This window comes from Aeribacillus sp. FSL K6-1305, from assembly GCF_038050115.1.
Taxonomy (GTDB): Bacteria; Bacillota; Bacilli; order Bacillales; family Aeribacillaceae; genus Aeribacillus; species Aeribacillus composti.
In genome coordinates this window covers 1,447,460-1,462,185 of sequence record NZ_JBBOQV010000001.1, presented here as the reverse complement: position 1 = coordinate 1,462,185, position 14,726 = coordinate 1,447,460, and the positions used below count along the sequence as shown (strand labels likewise).

Annotated in this window: 12 protein-coding genes, 1 pseudogene and 1 other annotated feature (1 of these 14 cut by a window edge); of the genes and pseudogenes, 11 read left to right on the top strand and 2 right to left on the bottom strand. The window is 39.9% G+C overall.

Annotated features, from left to right (window positions below; translation table 11 throughout):
* Window positions 1–81 (top strand) — a binding site (T-box leader); it begins 93 nt to the left of the window's first position.
* Window positions 82–150: 69 nt separating this feature from the next.
* The 10 genes from glyQ (at window position 151) to NST97_RS06985 (ending at window position 11,667) form a co-directional block, all read left to right on the top strand.
* On the top strand, window positions 151–1,041 hold the full coding sequence (gene glyQ / locus NST97_RS07030) for a glycine--tRNA ligase subunit alpha (RefSeq protein ID WP_063388048.1): 891 nt from the start codon (window positions 151–153) through the stop codon (window positions 1,039–1,041).
* Window positions 1,034–3,097, top strand: a complete 2,064-nt coding sequence (gene glyS, locus NST97_RS07025) for a glycine--tRNA ligase subunit beta (protein ID WP_063388049.1) — start codon at window positions 1,034–1,036, stop codon at window positions 3,095–3,097. Before glyQ ends, glyS begins: the two co-directional genes overlap by 8 nt.
* 767 nt (window positions 3,098–3,864) lie before the next feature.
* Window positions 3,865–4,503: a helix-turn-helix transcriptional regulator gene (locus NST97_RS07020; RefSeq protein ID WP_094246231.1), complete on the top strand. Its 639-nt coding sequence runs from the start codon at window positions 3,865–3,867 to the stop codon at window positions 4,501–4,503.
* A gap of 15 nt (window positions 4,504–4,518) precedes the next feature.
* Entirely contained in the window at window positions 4,519–5,328 is an 810-nt protein-coding gene (locus NST97_RS07015; RefSeq protein WP_063388051.1) for a pyruvate, water dikinase regulatory protein, read from the top strand.
* Window positions 5,329–5,588: 260 nt separating this feature from the next.
* A complete protein-coding gene (locus NST97_RS07010; RefSeq protein WP_063388052.1) occupies window positions 5,589–6,077 on the top strand; it encodes a YaiI/YqxD family protein in 489 nt (162 codons plus the stop codon).
* 24 nt (window positions 6,078–6,101) lie between these two features.
* A complete protein-coding gene (dnaG, locus tag NST97_RS07005) occupies window positions 6,102–7,898 on the top strand; it encodes a DNA primase (protein WP_094246229.1) in 1,797 nt (598 codons plus the stop codon).
* A gap of 32 nt (window positions 7,899–7,930) precedes the next feature.
* Entirely contained in the window at window positions 7,931–9,058 is a 1,128-nt protein-coding gene (gene rpoD, locus NST97_RS07000; RefSeq protein ID WP_063388054.1) for an RNA polymerase sigma factor RpoD, read from the top strand.
* A gap of 321 nt (window positions 9,059–9,379) precedes the next feature.
* Window positions 9,380–9,745 carry a cytochrome c550 gene (gene cccA, locus NST97_RS06995; RefSeq protein WP_341343073.1) on the top strand — a complete coding sequence of 122 codons (366 nt, stop codon included), beginning with the start codon at window positions 9,380–9,382 and terminating at the stop codon, window positions 9,743–9,745.
* Between the two features lie 89 nt (window positions 9,746–9,834).
* Entirely contained in the window at window positions 9,835–10,545 is a 711-nt protein-coding gene (locus NST97_RS06990) for a tRNA (adenine(22)-N(1))-methyltransferase (RefSeq protein WP_341343072.1), read from the top strand.
* Window positions 10,546–11,667: a Nif3-like dinuclear metal center hexameric protein gene (locus tag NST97_RS06985; RefSeq protein WP_341343071.1), complete on the top strand. Its 1,122-nt coding sequence runs from the start codon at window positions 10,546–10,548 to the stop codon at window positions 11,665–11,667.
* Between the two features lie 62 nt (window positions 11,668–11,729).
* On the opposite strand, the gene NST97_RS06980 is transcribed toward NST97_RS06985, so the two are convergent.
* On the bottom strand, window positions 11,730–12,677 hold the full coding sequence (locus NST97_RS06980) for a 4-hydroxy-3-methylbut-2-enyl diphosphate reductase (protein WP_130156326.1): 948 nt from the start codon (window positions 12,675–12,677) through the stop codon (window positions 11,730–11,732).
* Window positions 12,678–12,781: 104 nt separating this feature from the next.
* Window positions 12,782–13,297, bottom strand: a pseudogene (gene vrrA, locus NST97_RS06975) (VrrA/YqfQ family protein); the annotation flags it as partial.
* Window positions 13,298–13,420: 123 nt separating this feature from the next.
* On the opposite strand from vrrA, the gene NST97_RS06970 reads away from it, so the two are divergent.
* A complete protein-coding gene (locus NST97_RS06970) occupies window positions 13,421–14,722 on the top strand; it encodes a DEAD/DEAH box helicase (RefSeq protein ID WP_144596775.1) in 1,302 nt (433 codons plus the stop codon).
* The last annotated feature ends 4 nt before the right edge of the window (window positions 14,723–14,726 follow it).

Here is a 14,726-nt window from a genome sequence, read left to right as displayed (position 1 = left end):
TTCCAGAGCAATAACGGTTTACGAGAGGCTGAAACGTTTTTCAGCAAATAGGGTGGAACCGCGGGTCATCCCGTCCCTATGCAACTTTGTTGCATTAGGGACGGTTTTTATTTTGTTCGAACATAACTTAATTGTGGAGGTGCATGATGAATGAACATTCAAGAAATGATTTTGACGCTGCAAAAGCATTGGGCCGATCATGGATGTATTTTGATGCAGGCATATGATGTAGAAAAAGGTGCCGGAACCATGAGCCCATACACATTTCTTCGCTCCATCGGGCCAGAACCGTGGAATGTTGCTTACGTGGAGCCGTCAAGAAGACCTGCTGACGGAAGGTATGGGGAAAATCCGAACCGCCTTTATCAACACCATCAATTCCAAGTCATTATGAAGCCGTCTCCGAAAAACATACAAGAAATTTATTTAGATTCATTAAAGGCTCTTGGAATTGATCCGCTTGAACATGACATCCGCTTTGTGGAAGATAACTGGGAAAATCCTTCTCTCGGCTGCGCAGGGCTTGGCTGGGAAGTTTGGCTTGACGGAATGGAAATTACTCAATTCACGTATTTTCAGCAGGTCGGAGGACTGGAATGCAAACCGATTTCTGTTGAAATTACTTATGGAATAGAGCGTTTGGCGTCTTATATTCAAGAAAAAGAAAATGTATTTGACCTTGAATGGACAAACGGATTTACATACCGGGACATTTTTTATCAGCCTGAATATGAGCATTCCAAGTATACGTTCGAAACATCCGATACAAACATGCTATTTGAACTGTTTAATACGTATGAAAAAGAAGCGCACAGACAGATGGAATTAGGTCTCGTTCATCCAGCGTACGACTACGTTTTAAAATGCTCGCACACATTTAATTTGCTTGACGCAAAAGGAGCTATTTCTGTTACAGAACGAACCGGATATATTGGCAGAGTGAGAAAGCTGGCAAGAAAAGTTGCCAAAACGTTTTATGAAGAACGGGAAAAACTCGGTTTTCCAATGCTGAAAAACAAGGGGGCCGAAAATCATGAATAAACGGGATTTACTTATCGAAATCGGGCTTGAAGAAATGCCTGCCGGCGTCATCCTGTCTTCGATTGATCAGCTGGCTGACAAAGTAGGAGCTTGGCTGGATGAACATCGCATTTCTTACGCCAAAATAAAAAAATATTCAACTCCTAGACGTCTTGCCGTCCTTGTAGAGGATGTAAATGAAAAACAGGAAGATTTGCTTGGCGAAGCAAAAGGACCGGCAAAAAAGATTGCGGTTGATGAGAATGGAAATTGGACAAAAGCAGCGTTAGGCTTTGCACGGAGCCAAGGAGCTTCCACAAACGACATATCCTTTAAAGAAGTAAACGGTGTTGAGTACGCTTTTGTTCAAACATTTCAAAAAGGGAAAGAAACGAAAGAACTGCTCCCAGGGTTAGAAGAGATTATTCAAACCATCCATTTTCCGAAAAATATGCGTTGGGGAAATTGGAATCTTCGCTATATCCGTCCGATCCAATGGTTAGTTGTCTTATTTGGACAAGACATCATTCCGTTTTCCATTACCGATGTTCCGACAGGAAATGTTACGTATGGCCATCGCTTTTTAGGAACGAAAGCGGAAATTTCCACTCCACGCGATTATGAAAATACTTTGTTGAACCAGTTTGTTGTCGCCGATTATGAAAAACGAAAACAAATGATCATTCAACAGCTGGAGGAACTGGAAAGAAAGGAAAACTGGATCATCCCTGTTGATGAAGATTTGCTCGAGGAAGTTACAAACTTGGTGGAATATCCGACCGCCCTGTACGGTTCATTCGAAGACCGGTTTTTAACATTGCCTGAAGAAGTGTTAGTGACGACGATGAAGGAGCATCAGCGATATTTTCCTGTCAAAAATAAAGATGGAAAGCTGCTTCCGTTTTTTGTTACCGTAAAAAACGGGAATGATCAAAACATTGAAACGATTGCCAAGGGGAATGAAAAGGTCCTTCGGGCAAGACTTTCCGATGCAAATTTCTTTTACGAAGAAGACAAAAAGCTTGCCATCGATACCGCACTGGAGAAGCTTGAAAAAATTGTTTTTCATGAAGAACTGGGCTCCATCGGTGACAAGGTTCGCCGAATTGTAAAATTATCAGAAAAGCTTAGCGAAAAGCTTGAATGCTCCAATGAGGAGAAAGCTTATATTAAACGGACTGCTTCCATTTGCAAATTTGACATTGTTACGCAAATGGTTTATGAATTTCCTGAGCTTCAAGGAATTATGGGAGAAAAATACGCTCTTTTAAAGGGTGAACAGGAAGAGGTTGCAAAAGGAATAAATGAGCATTATATGCCGCGGCATGCTTCCGACAAGACGCCTGAAACGTTGAGCGGAGCCATTGTAGGGCTTGCGGACAAGCTGGATACAATTGCAGGATTTTTTTCGATCGGTTTGATTCCAACTGGCTCACAAGATCCGTATGCATTAAGAAGACAAGCAAGCGGCATTGTTCAAATTCTTCGAGCAAAACAATGGCGGCTTGAATTGGAGGAATTGTTCGACCTTGCTATAAATGTATATGGTTTAGAAAATAAAGACAATTTGAGAAAAGAATTGCTGTCGTTCTTCCAAATGAGAGTCAAATTTGCGCTTCATGAAGAAAATGTCCGCCATGATATAATTGAATCGGTATTACAATCCAATTACCATGAAGTTAATGCATATTTTGAGCGGGCTGCCGTTCTGTCAGAAGAAAGCCAAAAGGGTGACTTTAAAGAAGTAATTGAATCGCTGTCTCGTGTTGTCAACATCTCGTCTAAGGGCCAAGAGGGTAATATTAAAGAAGAGCTGTTCGAGAAGGAAGAAGAAAAAACATTGTATCAAGCGTATTTACGGCTTGAAGAAAATTTTGTAAAATTGCAAAAAGAGGGTAATTTTAAAGAAGCATTTTTGGAAATGAAAGCTTTAAAGCCGGTGATTGATCGTTATTTTGATAATATTATGGTAATGGCAGAGGATGAATCGGTTAAACAAAACAGGCTGTCCCAAATGGTACAATTAACAAAGATAATCACATCTTTTGCCAAAGTGAATGAAATTATCGTAAAATAAATGCAAATAGACGATTATCCCGAGGATAATCGTCTTTCCTTGTGCGCCCGGCATGGGTGTAATCTATAGGGTGAAAGTCCCGAGCTGCGAAGGCAGAAGTAGCAGTTAGCTTAACGCAAGGGTGTCCGTGGTGACGCGGAATCTGAAGGAAGCGAGCGGCAAACTTTAAGGTCTCTCGGAACACGAACTTCATATGAGGCTAGGTATCACTGGGTGAGTTTGCAAGACAAAACAAAGCCCTTTCTGCCGAAGGTGATACAGAGTAAATGAAGCAGATGGATGGAAGGAAAGATTACACTCTTACCCGGGGAGGTCTGGCTGGCACGCCAAGTAACCTTGGTAACCTATCTAGTGATAGATAGCTGAACCGTCAGAAGTCAGCAGAGGTCATAGTATTAGTTGGTCTAGAACAACTAAGAAGGACCGAACAATTAAGAGAGAATAGCCCTTGGCATTCAGTGAGTCATGATGAACACAGAAAACGTAGTACCTCACTTGAGGGAGGAAGCGGTGAATCCCGTGGGAGATCTCTTGGAGGGTGGAGTGACCACTGGCATAAAGAGAACAGCTATTCACGGAAGTTATGAAAACTTGCGTCAATTATCTTAATTGAACCGCCGTATACGGAACCGTACGTACGGTGGTGTGAGAGGACGGGAGTTAATCGCTCCCTCCTACTCGATTCGCCGTAATGAGCAATAGAAAACCTTTTCAAAATATTGAAATCATATATAATATTTTTATAATGCAGCCTCTTTTTCAAGGTGGTGAGGACAATAGAGCTTAATAAACGGCAAGAACAAATATTGCAAATCGTTAAGGAGCATGGGCCAATTACGGGTGAGCATATTGCAGATCGTTTAAACTTGACAAGAGCTACGCTAAGACCTGATTTAGCAATTTTAACAATGGCTGGATACCTTGACGCAAGGCCGCGAGTCGGCTATTTTTATACAGGGAAATCAGGCGCCAATTTGCTTGCAGAGAAATTAAAAAAGCTCCAAGTAAAAGATTTTCAGTCGATCCCAGTCGTTGTCAACGATAATGTTTCTGTTTATGATGCAATTTGTACAATGTTTTTGGAAGATGTCGGGACATTATTTGTGGTAGATAATCAATCGTTGCTAGTGGGAGTGCTGTCGAGAAAAGATCTCCTCCGGGCAAGTATCGGCAAACAGGAATTAACCCAAATCCCCGTCAATATTATTATGACTAGAATGCCAAATATAACCGTATGCAAAAAGGAAGATCTTATTATTGATGTAGCAAGGATTTTAATTGAAAAGCAAATCGATGCACTGCCCGTTGTAAAAGAAGTGGACGGCGGTTTTGAAGTGATAGGAAGAATTACGAAAACAAACATTACAAAAATATTGGTAAGATTAGTTGATGACGATATTATGTAAGAATGGGGGATCCGAATGAATAATCGTACGATCTATATTGTTTCAGACTCAGTCGGGGAAACGGCAGATCTCGTTGTAAAAGCAGCTATCAGTCAATTTAACGGCTCTCAATATGAAACGAATGTGAAAAGGGTGCCTTATGTGGAGGATGCAAATACAATCAAAGAAGTTGTCGCATTGGCGAAAATGGATAATGCGATCATTTGCTTCACAATCGTTGTCCCCGAACTTAGGAATCTTCTTATTCAAGAAGCGGAAAAAGAAGGTGTGATCTACCACGATATCATTGGTCCTTTAATTGATAAAATGGAAACGTCATATGGAATAAAAGCGAAGTATGAGCCCGGAAGAGTTCGGAAGCTTGATGAAGACTATTTCAAAAAAGTAGAAGCAATTGAGTTTGCTGTTAAATATGATGACGGCCGCGATCCGAGAGGAATTTTGAAAGCCGATATTGTTTTGATCGGTGTATCGCGGACTTCCAAAACGCCTTTGTCGCAATATTTGGCGCTAAAACGATTAAAAGTAGCTAATGTTCCTATTGTTCCAGAAGTAGAACCCCCTGAAGAACTTTTTAAAGTTTCCAAAGAGAAATGCGTCGGTCTAAAAATCAGTCCGGAAAAGCTGAATTATATCCGAAAGGAAAGATTAAAGCAGCTCGGGCTTAATGATCAGGCTATATATGCCAATATAGACAGAATTAAAGAAGAATTAGCTTATTTTGAAAAAATTGTTCAAAAAATCGGCTGTCCAGTTATAGATGTATCGAACAAAGCAGTTGAAGAAACAGCCAATCATATCCAAAATTTATTCTTAAAAAAATAACATGTGATAAAACCTGCTTATTCCGATCTTAAGAATATAGTAGGTTTTTTTCATGGTGAAAGATAAAATGATGGAATAATGCAGTGTATTGTATTATAATAAAAAATTGTGATAAAATTACGCTTTTTAGGTTTAGACTAAAAAAAATACGAATAAACTATTTACAGGAAGATGTCAAGGGGGTTGGAGAAAGAAAATTCGACAAATCACTTTTTGTAAAAAGTTTAAATTGCTGGCAGGATTCTTTGAGGTGATGAAGAATAGAGAAATATGATGGAAAAAATATCACTATTTTTGTCGATGCTGATGCATGCCCCGTCAAAGAAGAAATTGCATCAGTCGCAAAAAAATATAAAGTCCCGGTTTGTTTCATTGCATCATATGCTCATGTAGGTAAAAAGGATGACGGGAATAGCTGGGTATTTGTCGATCAAGAAAAGGAATCTGTCGACTTATACATTTTTAACAACTCAAAAAAACATGACATCATCATTACACAAGATATCGGACTAGCCGGTATGCTGCTTAAGAAATGCACACATGTTCTCTCTCCAAGAGGAATGCTGTTTACAGAAGATACAATCGACTCTGTTCTCCATCTCCGGTATATTTCGGCAAGGGAAAGAAGAAACGGCAATTATATCAAAGGGCCAAAAAAATTCCAAGATAAAGATCGTCATCATTTTATCACAGCACTTGAAAAAATATTGTCGAATTATGCAGGAAATTTTAAAATTCATATTGAATAAATTTTAAGGCACGGAGTTGTTCATATGGGGAAAATGCTTCCCGAGGAATTTATAGAAAAAGTGCAACATGCTGTTGATATAGTAGATGTTGTGAGTGAATATGTTCAATTAAAGAAGCAGGGTCGAAACTTTTTTGGACTATGTCCTTTTCACGGCGAAAATACACCTTCATTTTCTGTTTCACCTGAAAAACAAATTTTCCACTGCTTTGGCTGCGGTTCTGGCGGAAATGTTTTTACCTTTCTCATGCAAATTGAAGGATGCAGCTTTACAGAAGCTGTACAAATGACAGCAAAAAAAGCTGGTTTGGACATTCCAGGGGGCTCGGCACTTTCTCAAGAGTCGACATACCCAAACAACAGCGAAGCAGAGAAAATGATAAAAGTGCATGAACTGCTGAAAAAAATGTATCATCATTTATTACTAAATACAAAAGAAGGGCAAAACGCGTTAAATTATTTGCTTCATCGGGGTTTTACGAAAGAATTAATCGATCAATTTGAGATTGGCTACGCTTTAGATTCTTGGGACTTTTCTTTAAAATATTTGCTGAAAAAAGGTTTTGAACTTCCGTTGTTGGAAAAAACAGGGTTAATTATCCGAAGCGAATCTAACGGTTCTTTTTTTGATCGGTTTCGCAATCGGATCATGTTTCCGGTTAAAGATGCACAAGGCCGTACAGTCGCTTTTTCCGGAAGGTCGCTAGGAAACAAACAGCCAAAATATTTAAACAGCCCTGAGACAAAAATATTTAACAAAGGACGGATTCTTTATAATTTCCACCAAGCAAGACCTTTCATTAGACGAAAACAGGAAGCGGTGTTGTTTGAAGGGTTTGCGGATGTTATATCGTCCGTTCACGCAGGAATCGAGCATAGTGTAGCAACAATGGGAACAGCGCTGACGGAAGAACAGGTCAAGCTCTTAGCCAGAAGCGGAGGAACAGTTGTCATTTGCTACGATTCCGATTCCGCTGGAATTGAAGCTGCCTTCAGAGCTTCTAAATTGCTTGTTGAAGCAGGATGTAATGTAAGGATTGCTAAAATGCCTGAAGGGTTAGACCCTGATGACTACATTCGGACATACGGAAAGGAAAAATTCAAAAACGATGTAATAGGGGCAAGTCTCTCATTAATGGCATTTAAGATGGAATATTTTCGAAAGGGGAAAAATCTCCAGGATGAAGGGGATCGAGCGAGATACATTCAAGAAGTGCTTAACGAATTAAGCGGCCTTCCGAGCGGGATCGAACAAGAGCTGTATATCACGCAGCTTTCTGAAGAATTTTCCGTATCAAAAGAAACGTTAATGGCAGAGCTTCGGAATATAAATAAGCGGAAAAGAAGAAGACCTGAAAAGACGAGCCTCAAGACTGATGCATTACAACGGAATGCACTGATGCCTGCTTATCAAAAGGCAGAACGCCTTCTAATTGCTCATATGTTGAAAAGCAGGGAAGTGGCAGAAAAGGTTCTTCATGCGATTGGTGGAAATTTTAACGTGGAGGAGCATCGGGCTATTTCATCCTATTTATACGCTTATTATGAGGAAGGGAACGATCCAGACATAAGCCACTTTTTGACAAAGCTCAAAGATCCTTCATTAAGCCGAATTGTATCGGAAATTGCCATGATGACAATTGGCGAACAATTGACTGAGCAAGAGCTTCAAGACTATGTAAAACATATCTTGAACCATCAAAAAATGCTCATCCTAAAGGAAAAGGAAGCTGAGAAGAAAGAGGCTGAAAAACGAAAAGATTATGTAAAAGCTGCCGAAATTGCAATGGAAGTAATTCAGCTGAAAAAAGGATTAATGTGAAAGCTTGTATAACTCTGGAAGGAGGGGATCCAATGGCTGAAAAACAAGCCCATTCAAAAGATTTAGAAGCTGATGGAACTGTTGAGGAAGTGAAAAATCAGCTTATTCAATTAGGAAAGAAACGCGGAGTATTAACATATGAAGAAATTGCTGAGAAAATGGCAAATTTCGATATTGATTCAGATCAAATGGATGAGTTTTATGAATACGTTAATGAGCAAGGAATCGAATTAATTAGCGAAAACGAAGATGTTGATTCCAATTTGCCGGATTTAGACAAAGAAGATGAAGAAGAATTTGATCTAAATGATCTTAGTGTACCGCCGGGTGTGAAAATAAATGATCCGGTTCGAATGTATTTAAAAGAAATCGGCCGGGTTGATCTCTTATCGGCTGATGAAGAAATCGAACTTGCCAAGCGTATTGAACAAGGGGACGAAGAAGCGAAAAGAAGGCTTGCAGAAGCCAACCTGCGCCTAGTCGTCAGCATTGCAAAACGCTACGTCGGCCGCGGAATGCTCTTCCTCGATCTCATACAGGAAGGCAACATGGGGCTGATGAAAGCTGTTGAAAAATTTGATTATCGAAAAGGATACAAATTCAGCACATATGCAACATGGTGGATTCGCCAGGCAATTACACGGGCAATTGCAGATCAGGCGAGAACGATCCGCATCCCTGTCCATATGGTTGAGACAATCAATAAGTTAATTCGAGTCCAACGTCAATTGCTTCAAGATTTGGGTCGTGAACCGACACCAGAAGAGATCGCTGAAGATATGGATTTGACTCCTGAAAAAGTTAGAGAAATCTTAAAAATTGCCCAAGAACCTGTATCATTAGAAACGCCGATTGGCGAAGAAGACGATTCGCACTTAGGTGATTTTATTGAAGACCAAGAGGCTACTTCTCCATCAGAGCATGCTGCATATGAATTATTAAAGGAGCAGCTTGAAGATGTTCTCGATACCCTTACAGACAGGGAAGAAAACGTTCTGCGCCTTCGTTTTGGACTGGACGATGGAAGAACTCGGACTCTGGAAGAAGTAGGAAAAGTTTTCGGTGTCACTCGAGAACGCATTCGGCAAATTGAAGCGAAGGCTCTGCGAAAATTGCGCCATCCAAGCCGAAGCAAGCGGCTGAAAGACTTTTTGGAATAAAAATAAAAATGTTTTTTTCTTTCCTTGGGCAGACTTATTCGTCTGCCTTCCCTTCAATATATGTAAACGCTAACAACAATAACTATTTGTACTATATTTTACTGAATCTTCTTTCATTTTGCAAATGACATTTGTTAAGAAACATAAGATCTTTTTAAATTGTTTTTTTGTCTAATTCGTGAACATCACAAGGAACTTATATAGAAAGACTTTTCCTTCAAAGAAAATTGAAGTACAATAGAGATTGTTTAGGTTAGTTTCAGCTCGTCCATGTTGAGCGAAAAAAGCAAATGTACGGTTATACATAAGGGAGGTTACAAAATGAATCGTAATCCGCTTATTCCATTTGCATTAATCATTGTGTTTGGAATTGGACTAATGGTTGCATTTTCTTTCATCGGACTGGATAATATGAAAGAGATGGCTGAAGAAAAAGAGGGGGGCGGACAAAAAACGGAAGACGTCGCTAATGCAAAGCCGGAGGATATATTCAAGCAAAGCTGTGCAAGCTGCCACGGTCAAAACTTTGAAGGCGGAGCAGGTCCTTCATTAAAAGGTGTTGGCGACAAATTGTCTGTTGATGAAATTAAAGAAACAATTAAAAACGGCCGCGGTGCGATGCCTAGCGGGCTAGTACCTGAAGAAAAGCTTGATGAAATGGCCGAATGGGTTTCTAAAATTAAATAATAAAAAACATATTGGTTGAAAAGTCTTCCTTTTGGGGGACTTTTTTCGTATTTTCATGTTTACCAAATTGGAATAAAGGGTGAAATAAATTGAACAGTGTCCAACTTTCAAAAAGACTGTCGGCTGTGGCAGAATTTGTTCCGAATAATCAGGTGACAGCAGATATTGGATCAGATCATGCATATTTGCCATGTTATTTAGTGCTTGCCAAAAAAACAGTGAAAGCGATTGCCGGTGAAATCAATGAAGGCCCTTTTCAAGCGGCAAAAAAACAAGTGGAAAAAAGCGGGCTCCAGCATGTAATTTCCGTTCGGAAAGGGGACGGATTGTCCGTATTACAAAAGGATGAGGCAACATGCATCACGATCGCTGGCATGGGCGGCTCGCTTATTAAAACGATTTTGGAGGAAGGAAAAGAGAAGCTCGGGAAGGTTGAACGGCTTGTACTTCAGCCGAATATTCATGCAATTGAAGTTCGAAAATGGCTGATTGACAATGGTTGGGAGCTCGAAGGAGAAACAATTCTAGAAGAGAGCGGAAAAATATATGAGGTGCTGTCCGCTAAGCGTGGAAATGCAATGAAACCGTACGAAGATTTGCCATTTGAAGCAGCTTTGTTAATGGGTCCATTTTTGTTAAAAGAAAAGAACAACGTTTTTTTTAAAAAATGGAAACACGAGCTTTCTCATCGGAAGGACATTCTACGGCAGCTGGAGCAATCCAACGGAAATGAACAGCTTATGCAAAAAAAAGAAGAAATAAAAAAGGTGATCGAGATCATTGAGGAGGTCATAAAATAAATGAAGAAAATCGCTAACGGCCAACATATTATTCAATTATTTGAACGGTTTTCTCCAAAGCATTATGCATTGGAAGGAGACAAGATCGGGCTGCAAATCGGCACATTAAACAAGCCTGTCCGAAAAATTATGGTCGCTCTGGATGTTTTGGAGGAAGTCGTTGATGAAGCAATCAATCAAAAGGTTGATTTGATTATCGCTCATCATCCTCCCATTTTTCATCCTTTAAAGCATATTAGAACAGATGATCCGGCAGGGCGTATTATAGAAAAATGCATCAAGCATGAAATTGCCGTTTATGCAGCCCATACAAATTTGGATGTGGCTCCAGGCGGAGTGAATGATCTTTTGGCCGACCGCTTACAACTGGTGAATCAAAAAATACTTGTCCCAACTTATCAAGACCCATTAAAAAAGCTTGCTGTATTTGTACCAAAAGACTATGAGGGGGACGTTCGGGAGGCGCTTGGCAAAGCGGGTGCTGGATTTATCGGCAACTACAGTTATTGCACTTTTTCCTCGGCAGGAACAGGAACATTTTTACCTTTGGAAAATGCAAATCCCTTTATCGGAGATACTGGAAAGCTTGAAATGGTTGAAGAAGTCAAAATTGAAACGATCTTCCCGCAGTCAATCCAAAAGAAAGTCATTCAAGCGATGTTGAAGGCTCATCCTTATGAAGAAGTTGCTTATGACATCTATTCATTAGAAAACGAAGGGAAACAGCTTGGATTAGGGAAAATTGGAGAGCTTGAAAAAGAAATGACATTGAAGGAATTTGCAGAGCATGTTAAGAAAGCTTTAGAAGTGGAAAAAGTAAGAGTAGTAGGGGATTTACAGGCAACTATAAAAAAAGTAGCCGTTTTAGGCGGAGACGGAAATAAATACATTTATCAGGCAAAAATGAGAGGCGCAGATGTTTATGTAACTGGTGATGTATATTACCACACAGCTCACGATGCTATGATGCTCGGCTTACATGTAGTTGATCCAGGTCACAACATTGAAAAGGTGATGAAAGAGGGAGTGGCGGAAAAACTAACAAAGCTGTGTGCTGAAGAAAATCTGGAAGTAGAAATTATTCCTTCCCGCGTCCATACAGATCCGTTCAAGTTTCTATAATTAAAAGGGGGATCAGTTCTTTTTAGTGGACCGATCCCCTTTAATCATTAAAAAGGTTTTGTCTATGATTTTTTGACTTTTACCTTTGGCAATATTTTTTCAAGAGGGACATTTGAAGTTAAATCCCATGTTTCTGGATTTTCTGGATCATAATTCTCCAAAAATCGAATGACCTCTTTGACAATCGGCGTTGGGGTTGATGCACCGGCTGTAACGGCAACTTTTTTAACGTCTTTAAGCCATTCCAGTTTGATTTCACTTACATTCGCCACGCGATAAGCTTTCGTGCCCGCAATCTCTTCAGATACTTGCGCAAGCCGGTTTGAATTGTTGCTGCGCGGATCGCCGACGACAATGGTTAAATCAGCTTCTTTTGCCTGTTCGGCCACAGCTTCCTGGCGAACTTGTGTTGCGAGGCAAATTTCTTTATGAAACTCGACATGCGGATATTTTTCCTTCACTTTTTCCATTATATCAGCTACGTCCCATTGGCTCATTGTTGTTTGGTTCGTAACAATGATTTTGTCGTTGGAAATATCGAGCTCTTCAACATCGTTGACAGTCTCGACTAAATGAACGATATCCGGCGCTACACCTACTGCTCCTTCCGGTTCCGGATGCCCTTTTTTTCCAATATAAATGACGTCATACCCTTCTTCTTTTTTTTGCTTAATAAGTTCATGAGTTTTTGTGACGTCAGGGCATGTAGCATCGATCGTGACAAGCCCTTTTTCCTTCGCTATTTTGCGCACTTCTGGCGAAACGCCGTGAGCAGTGAAAATAACGGTTCCTTTATCGACTTTTTTCAAAATCTCAAGTCGATTTTTTCCGTCTAACGTAATAATCCCTTCTTTTTCAAAGGCATCTGTTACATGTTTATTATGAACGATCATTCCTAAAATATAGATCGGTCTAGGCAGTGATTTATCCATTGCTGCATTTTTGGCTATCACCATTGCATCAACAACACCATAGCAGTATCCTCGAGGGGAAATTTTAATAACCTCCATGTTTTTTCCTCCTGATATTTAGTAAAGGAAAATAAAAAAGCCGTCAAGCGGCTTGACTATCTAACATCATTATACCTAACATGGAGGAAGAAAACAAAACACAATTAAATATAAAGCTTAGGTTTTGATTCGCCCGACGTATTTTCATCTGAAGGGCTGTCATCGGCTGTCTGTTCCTTCAATCTTTTAGATGACGAATTTTCTTTTATATCATCTTCTTCGCTACTGTCTGTATCAGCATTTTTCAATTCTCTATAAATTTTGAACATTGCCGGGAGATTACGAATCAGAGGACCGTATTGCTGAACCATCGGTGTGACTTGCTGAGCGACACCGAGAACTTTTTGGACATTCGTCAACATGTTTGAAAGATTGGCAGGGTTTGTTAAACTTTGAACAGCACCGCTTGACGGTATACTTCCTGCATGCATTGTGCTCGATGGAAGAAAACGCGAAAAAAGCGATTGTAATCCTCCCCTAGGCGGAACCGGCCATTGCTGAACAGGTGGCTGCCCCCAAAAAGGATGGTAGCCTCCGCCAAAAAAAGGGCGGATCAATGGCTGCTGCCGGAAGGGAGGAAAAGCTCGATAAGGATGCATAAACTTTTCCCCTTTCTTTTGCTGTTTTACCTACATTAAACTATGCGGCGTTTTAGGAAAATGTTTTATTAAAATTGGAGTTTTTCCATTATATTGTTTATAATCAAAAAATGGGTTGATTGATTATGAAGGAGTTGTTTTGCAATGGCAGCTGACTTTAAAGATTTTCCATTTCAAGATTTTATTATAGATGCCGTTCAGTCGTTAGGTTTTAAAGAACCGACTGAAATTCAAGCACAAATGATCCCAATCATATTAAGAGGAGCAAGTGCCATCGGCCAATCACAAACAGGTACAGGCAAAACACATGCTTATTTGCTACCGTTAATCAACAGTATTTGCGGAGAGGAAAAGCGTGTTCAAGTTGTTGTTTTAGCACCGACGAGAGAGCTCGCGACTCAAATTTACGAAGAAGCGTTAAAAATCATAAAATTCGCCCCGCCGGAAAAAGAATTACATGCAAAACTTTTTATTGGCGGTACAGATAAAATGCGGGCGATCGAAAAGCTAAAAACTCAGCCCCATCTTGTGATCGGAACACCTGGCAGAATTCTTGATCTTGTCAAGGAAGGGGCGCTAGATTTATATTCGACCAAAAGCATAGTTGTGGATGAAGCCGATTTAATGCTTGATTTAGGCTTTATTTATGAGGTCGACCAAATAGCTAGCCGCATGAAAAAAGAACTGCAAATGCTTGTGTTTTCTGCCACCATTCCTGAAAAATTAAAGCCTTTTTTAAAAAAATATATGGAAAATCCTGAGTATGTTCATGTATCTCCAAAACAAGTACATGCCAAAAACATCACGCATGTTCTTGTTCCGCTGCGGCATCGAAACAAAATAGATCTTTTATACAATATGGTAGTTTCCTTAAACCCTTATTTAGCGTTAATTTTTGTGAATACAAAAGCGAATGCCCAAGATGTGGCATACGGTCTTGCCGAAAAGGGATTAAAGGTTGGGCAAATCCACGGCGGTCTTACCCCGCGTGAACGGAAAAAAGAAATGCGTCAAATAAAGGATCTTGCCTATCAAGTTGTAGTAGCAACTGATTTAGCTGCAAGAGGAATTGATATTGAAGGTGTTTCCCATGTAATCAATGCCGAGCTGCCGACAGATTTAGATTTTTATATTCACCGAACCGGAAGAACGGCTCGGGCTGGCTTTTCAGGATTTGCCTATACAATCTATGAAGACGATAACGAACAAATGCTGCAAAAGCTTGAAAAAATGGGGATAATCTTTGAAAATCGAGATATTGAAAACGGAATATGGAAAGCGCTCGATGACCGAAATCGCAGACAAAAAAGAAAAAAACAACCAATGGAAACAAACGCGATTATCGGAATCATCAAAAAGCCAAAATCGGTAAAACCAGGATACAAAAAAAAGATGAAAGAACAAATTGAAAAGCTAAAGAAAAAGCAAGCAAGAAAAAATAAATAAAAGG

Excerpts from the sequence above, each read along its gene's own strand:
- glyQ (WP_063388048.1), top strand. The coding sequence starts at position 151 with ATGAACATTCAAGAAATGATTTTGACGCTGCAAAAGCATTGGGCCGAT.
- glyS (WP_063388049.1), top strand. The coding sequence starts at position 1,034 with ATGAATAAACGGGATTTACTTATCGAAATCGGGCTTGAAGAAATGCCT.
- NST97_RS07015 (WP_063388051.1), top strand. The coding sequence starts at position 4,519 with ATGAATAATCGTACGATCTATATTGTTTCAGACTCAGTCGGGGAAACG.
- dnaG (WP_094246229.1), top strand. The coding sequence starts at position 6,102 with ATGGGGAAAATGCTTCCCGAGGAATTTATAGAAAAAGTGCAACATGCT.
- rpoD (WP_063388054.1), top strand. The coding sequence starts at position 7,931 with ATGGCTGAAAAACAAGCCCATTCAAAAGATTTAGAAGCTGATGGAACT.
- cccA (WP_341343073.1), top strand. The coding sequence starts at position 9,380 with ATGAATCGTAATCCGCTTATTCCATTTGCATTAATCATTGTGTTTGGA.
- NST97_RS06985 (WP_341343071.1), top strand. The coding sequence starts at position 10,546 with ATGAAGAAAATCGCTAACGGCCAACATATTATTCAATTATTTGAACGG.
- NST97_RS06980 (WP_130156326.1), bottom strand. The coding sequence starts at position 12,677 with ATGGAGGTTATTAAAATTTCCCCTCGAGGATACTGCTATGGTGTTGTT.
- NST97_RS06970 (WP_144596775.1), top strand. The coding sequence starts at position 13,421 with ATGGCAGCTGACTTTAAAGATTTTCCATTTCAAGATTTTATTATAGAT.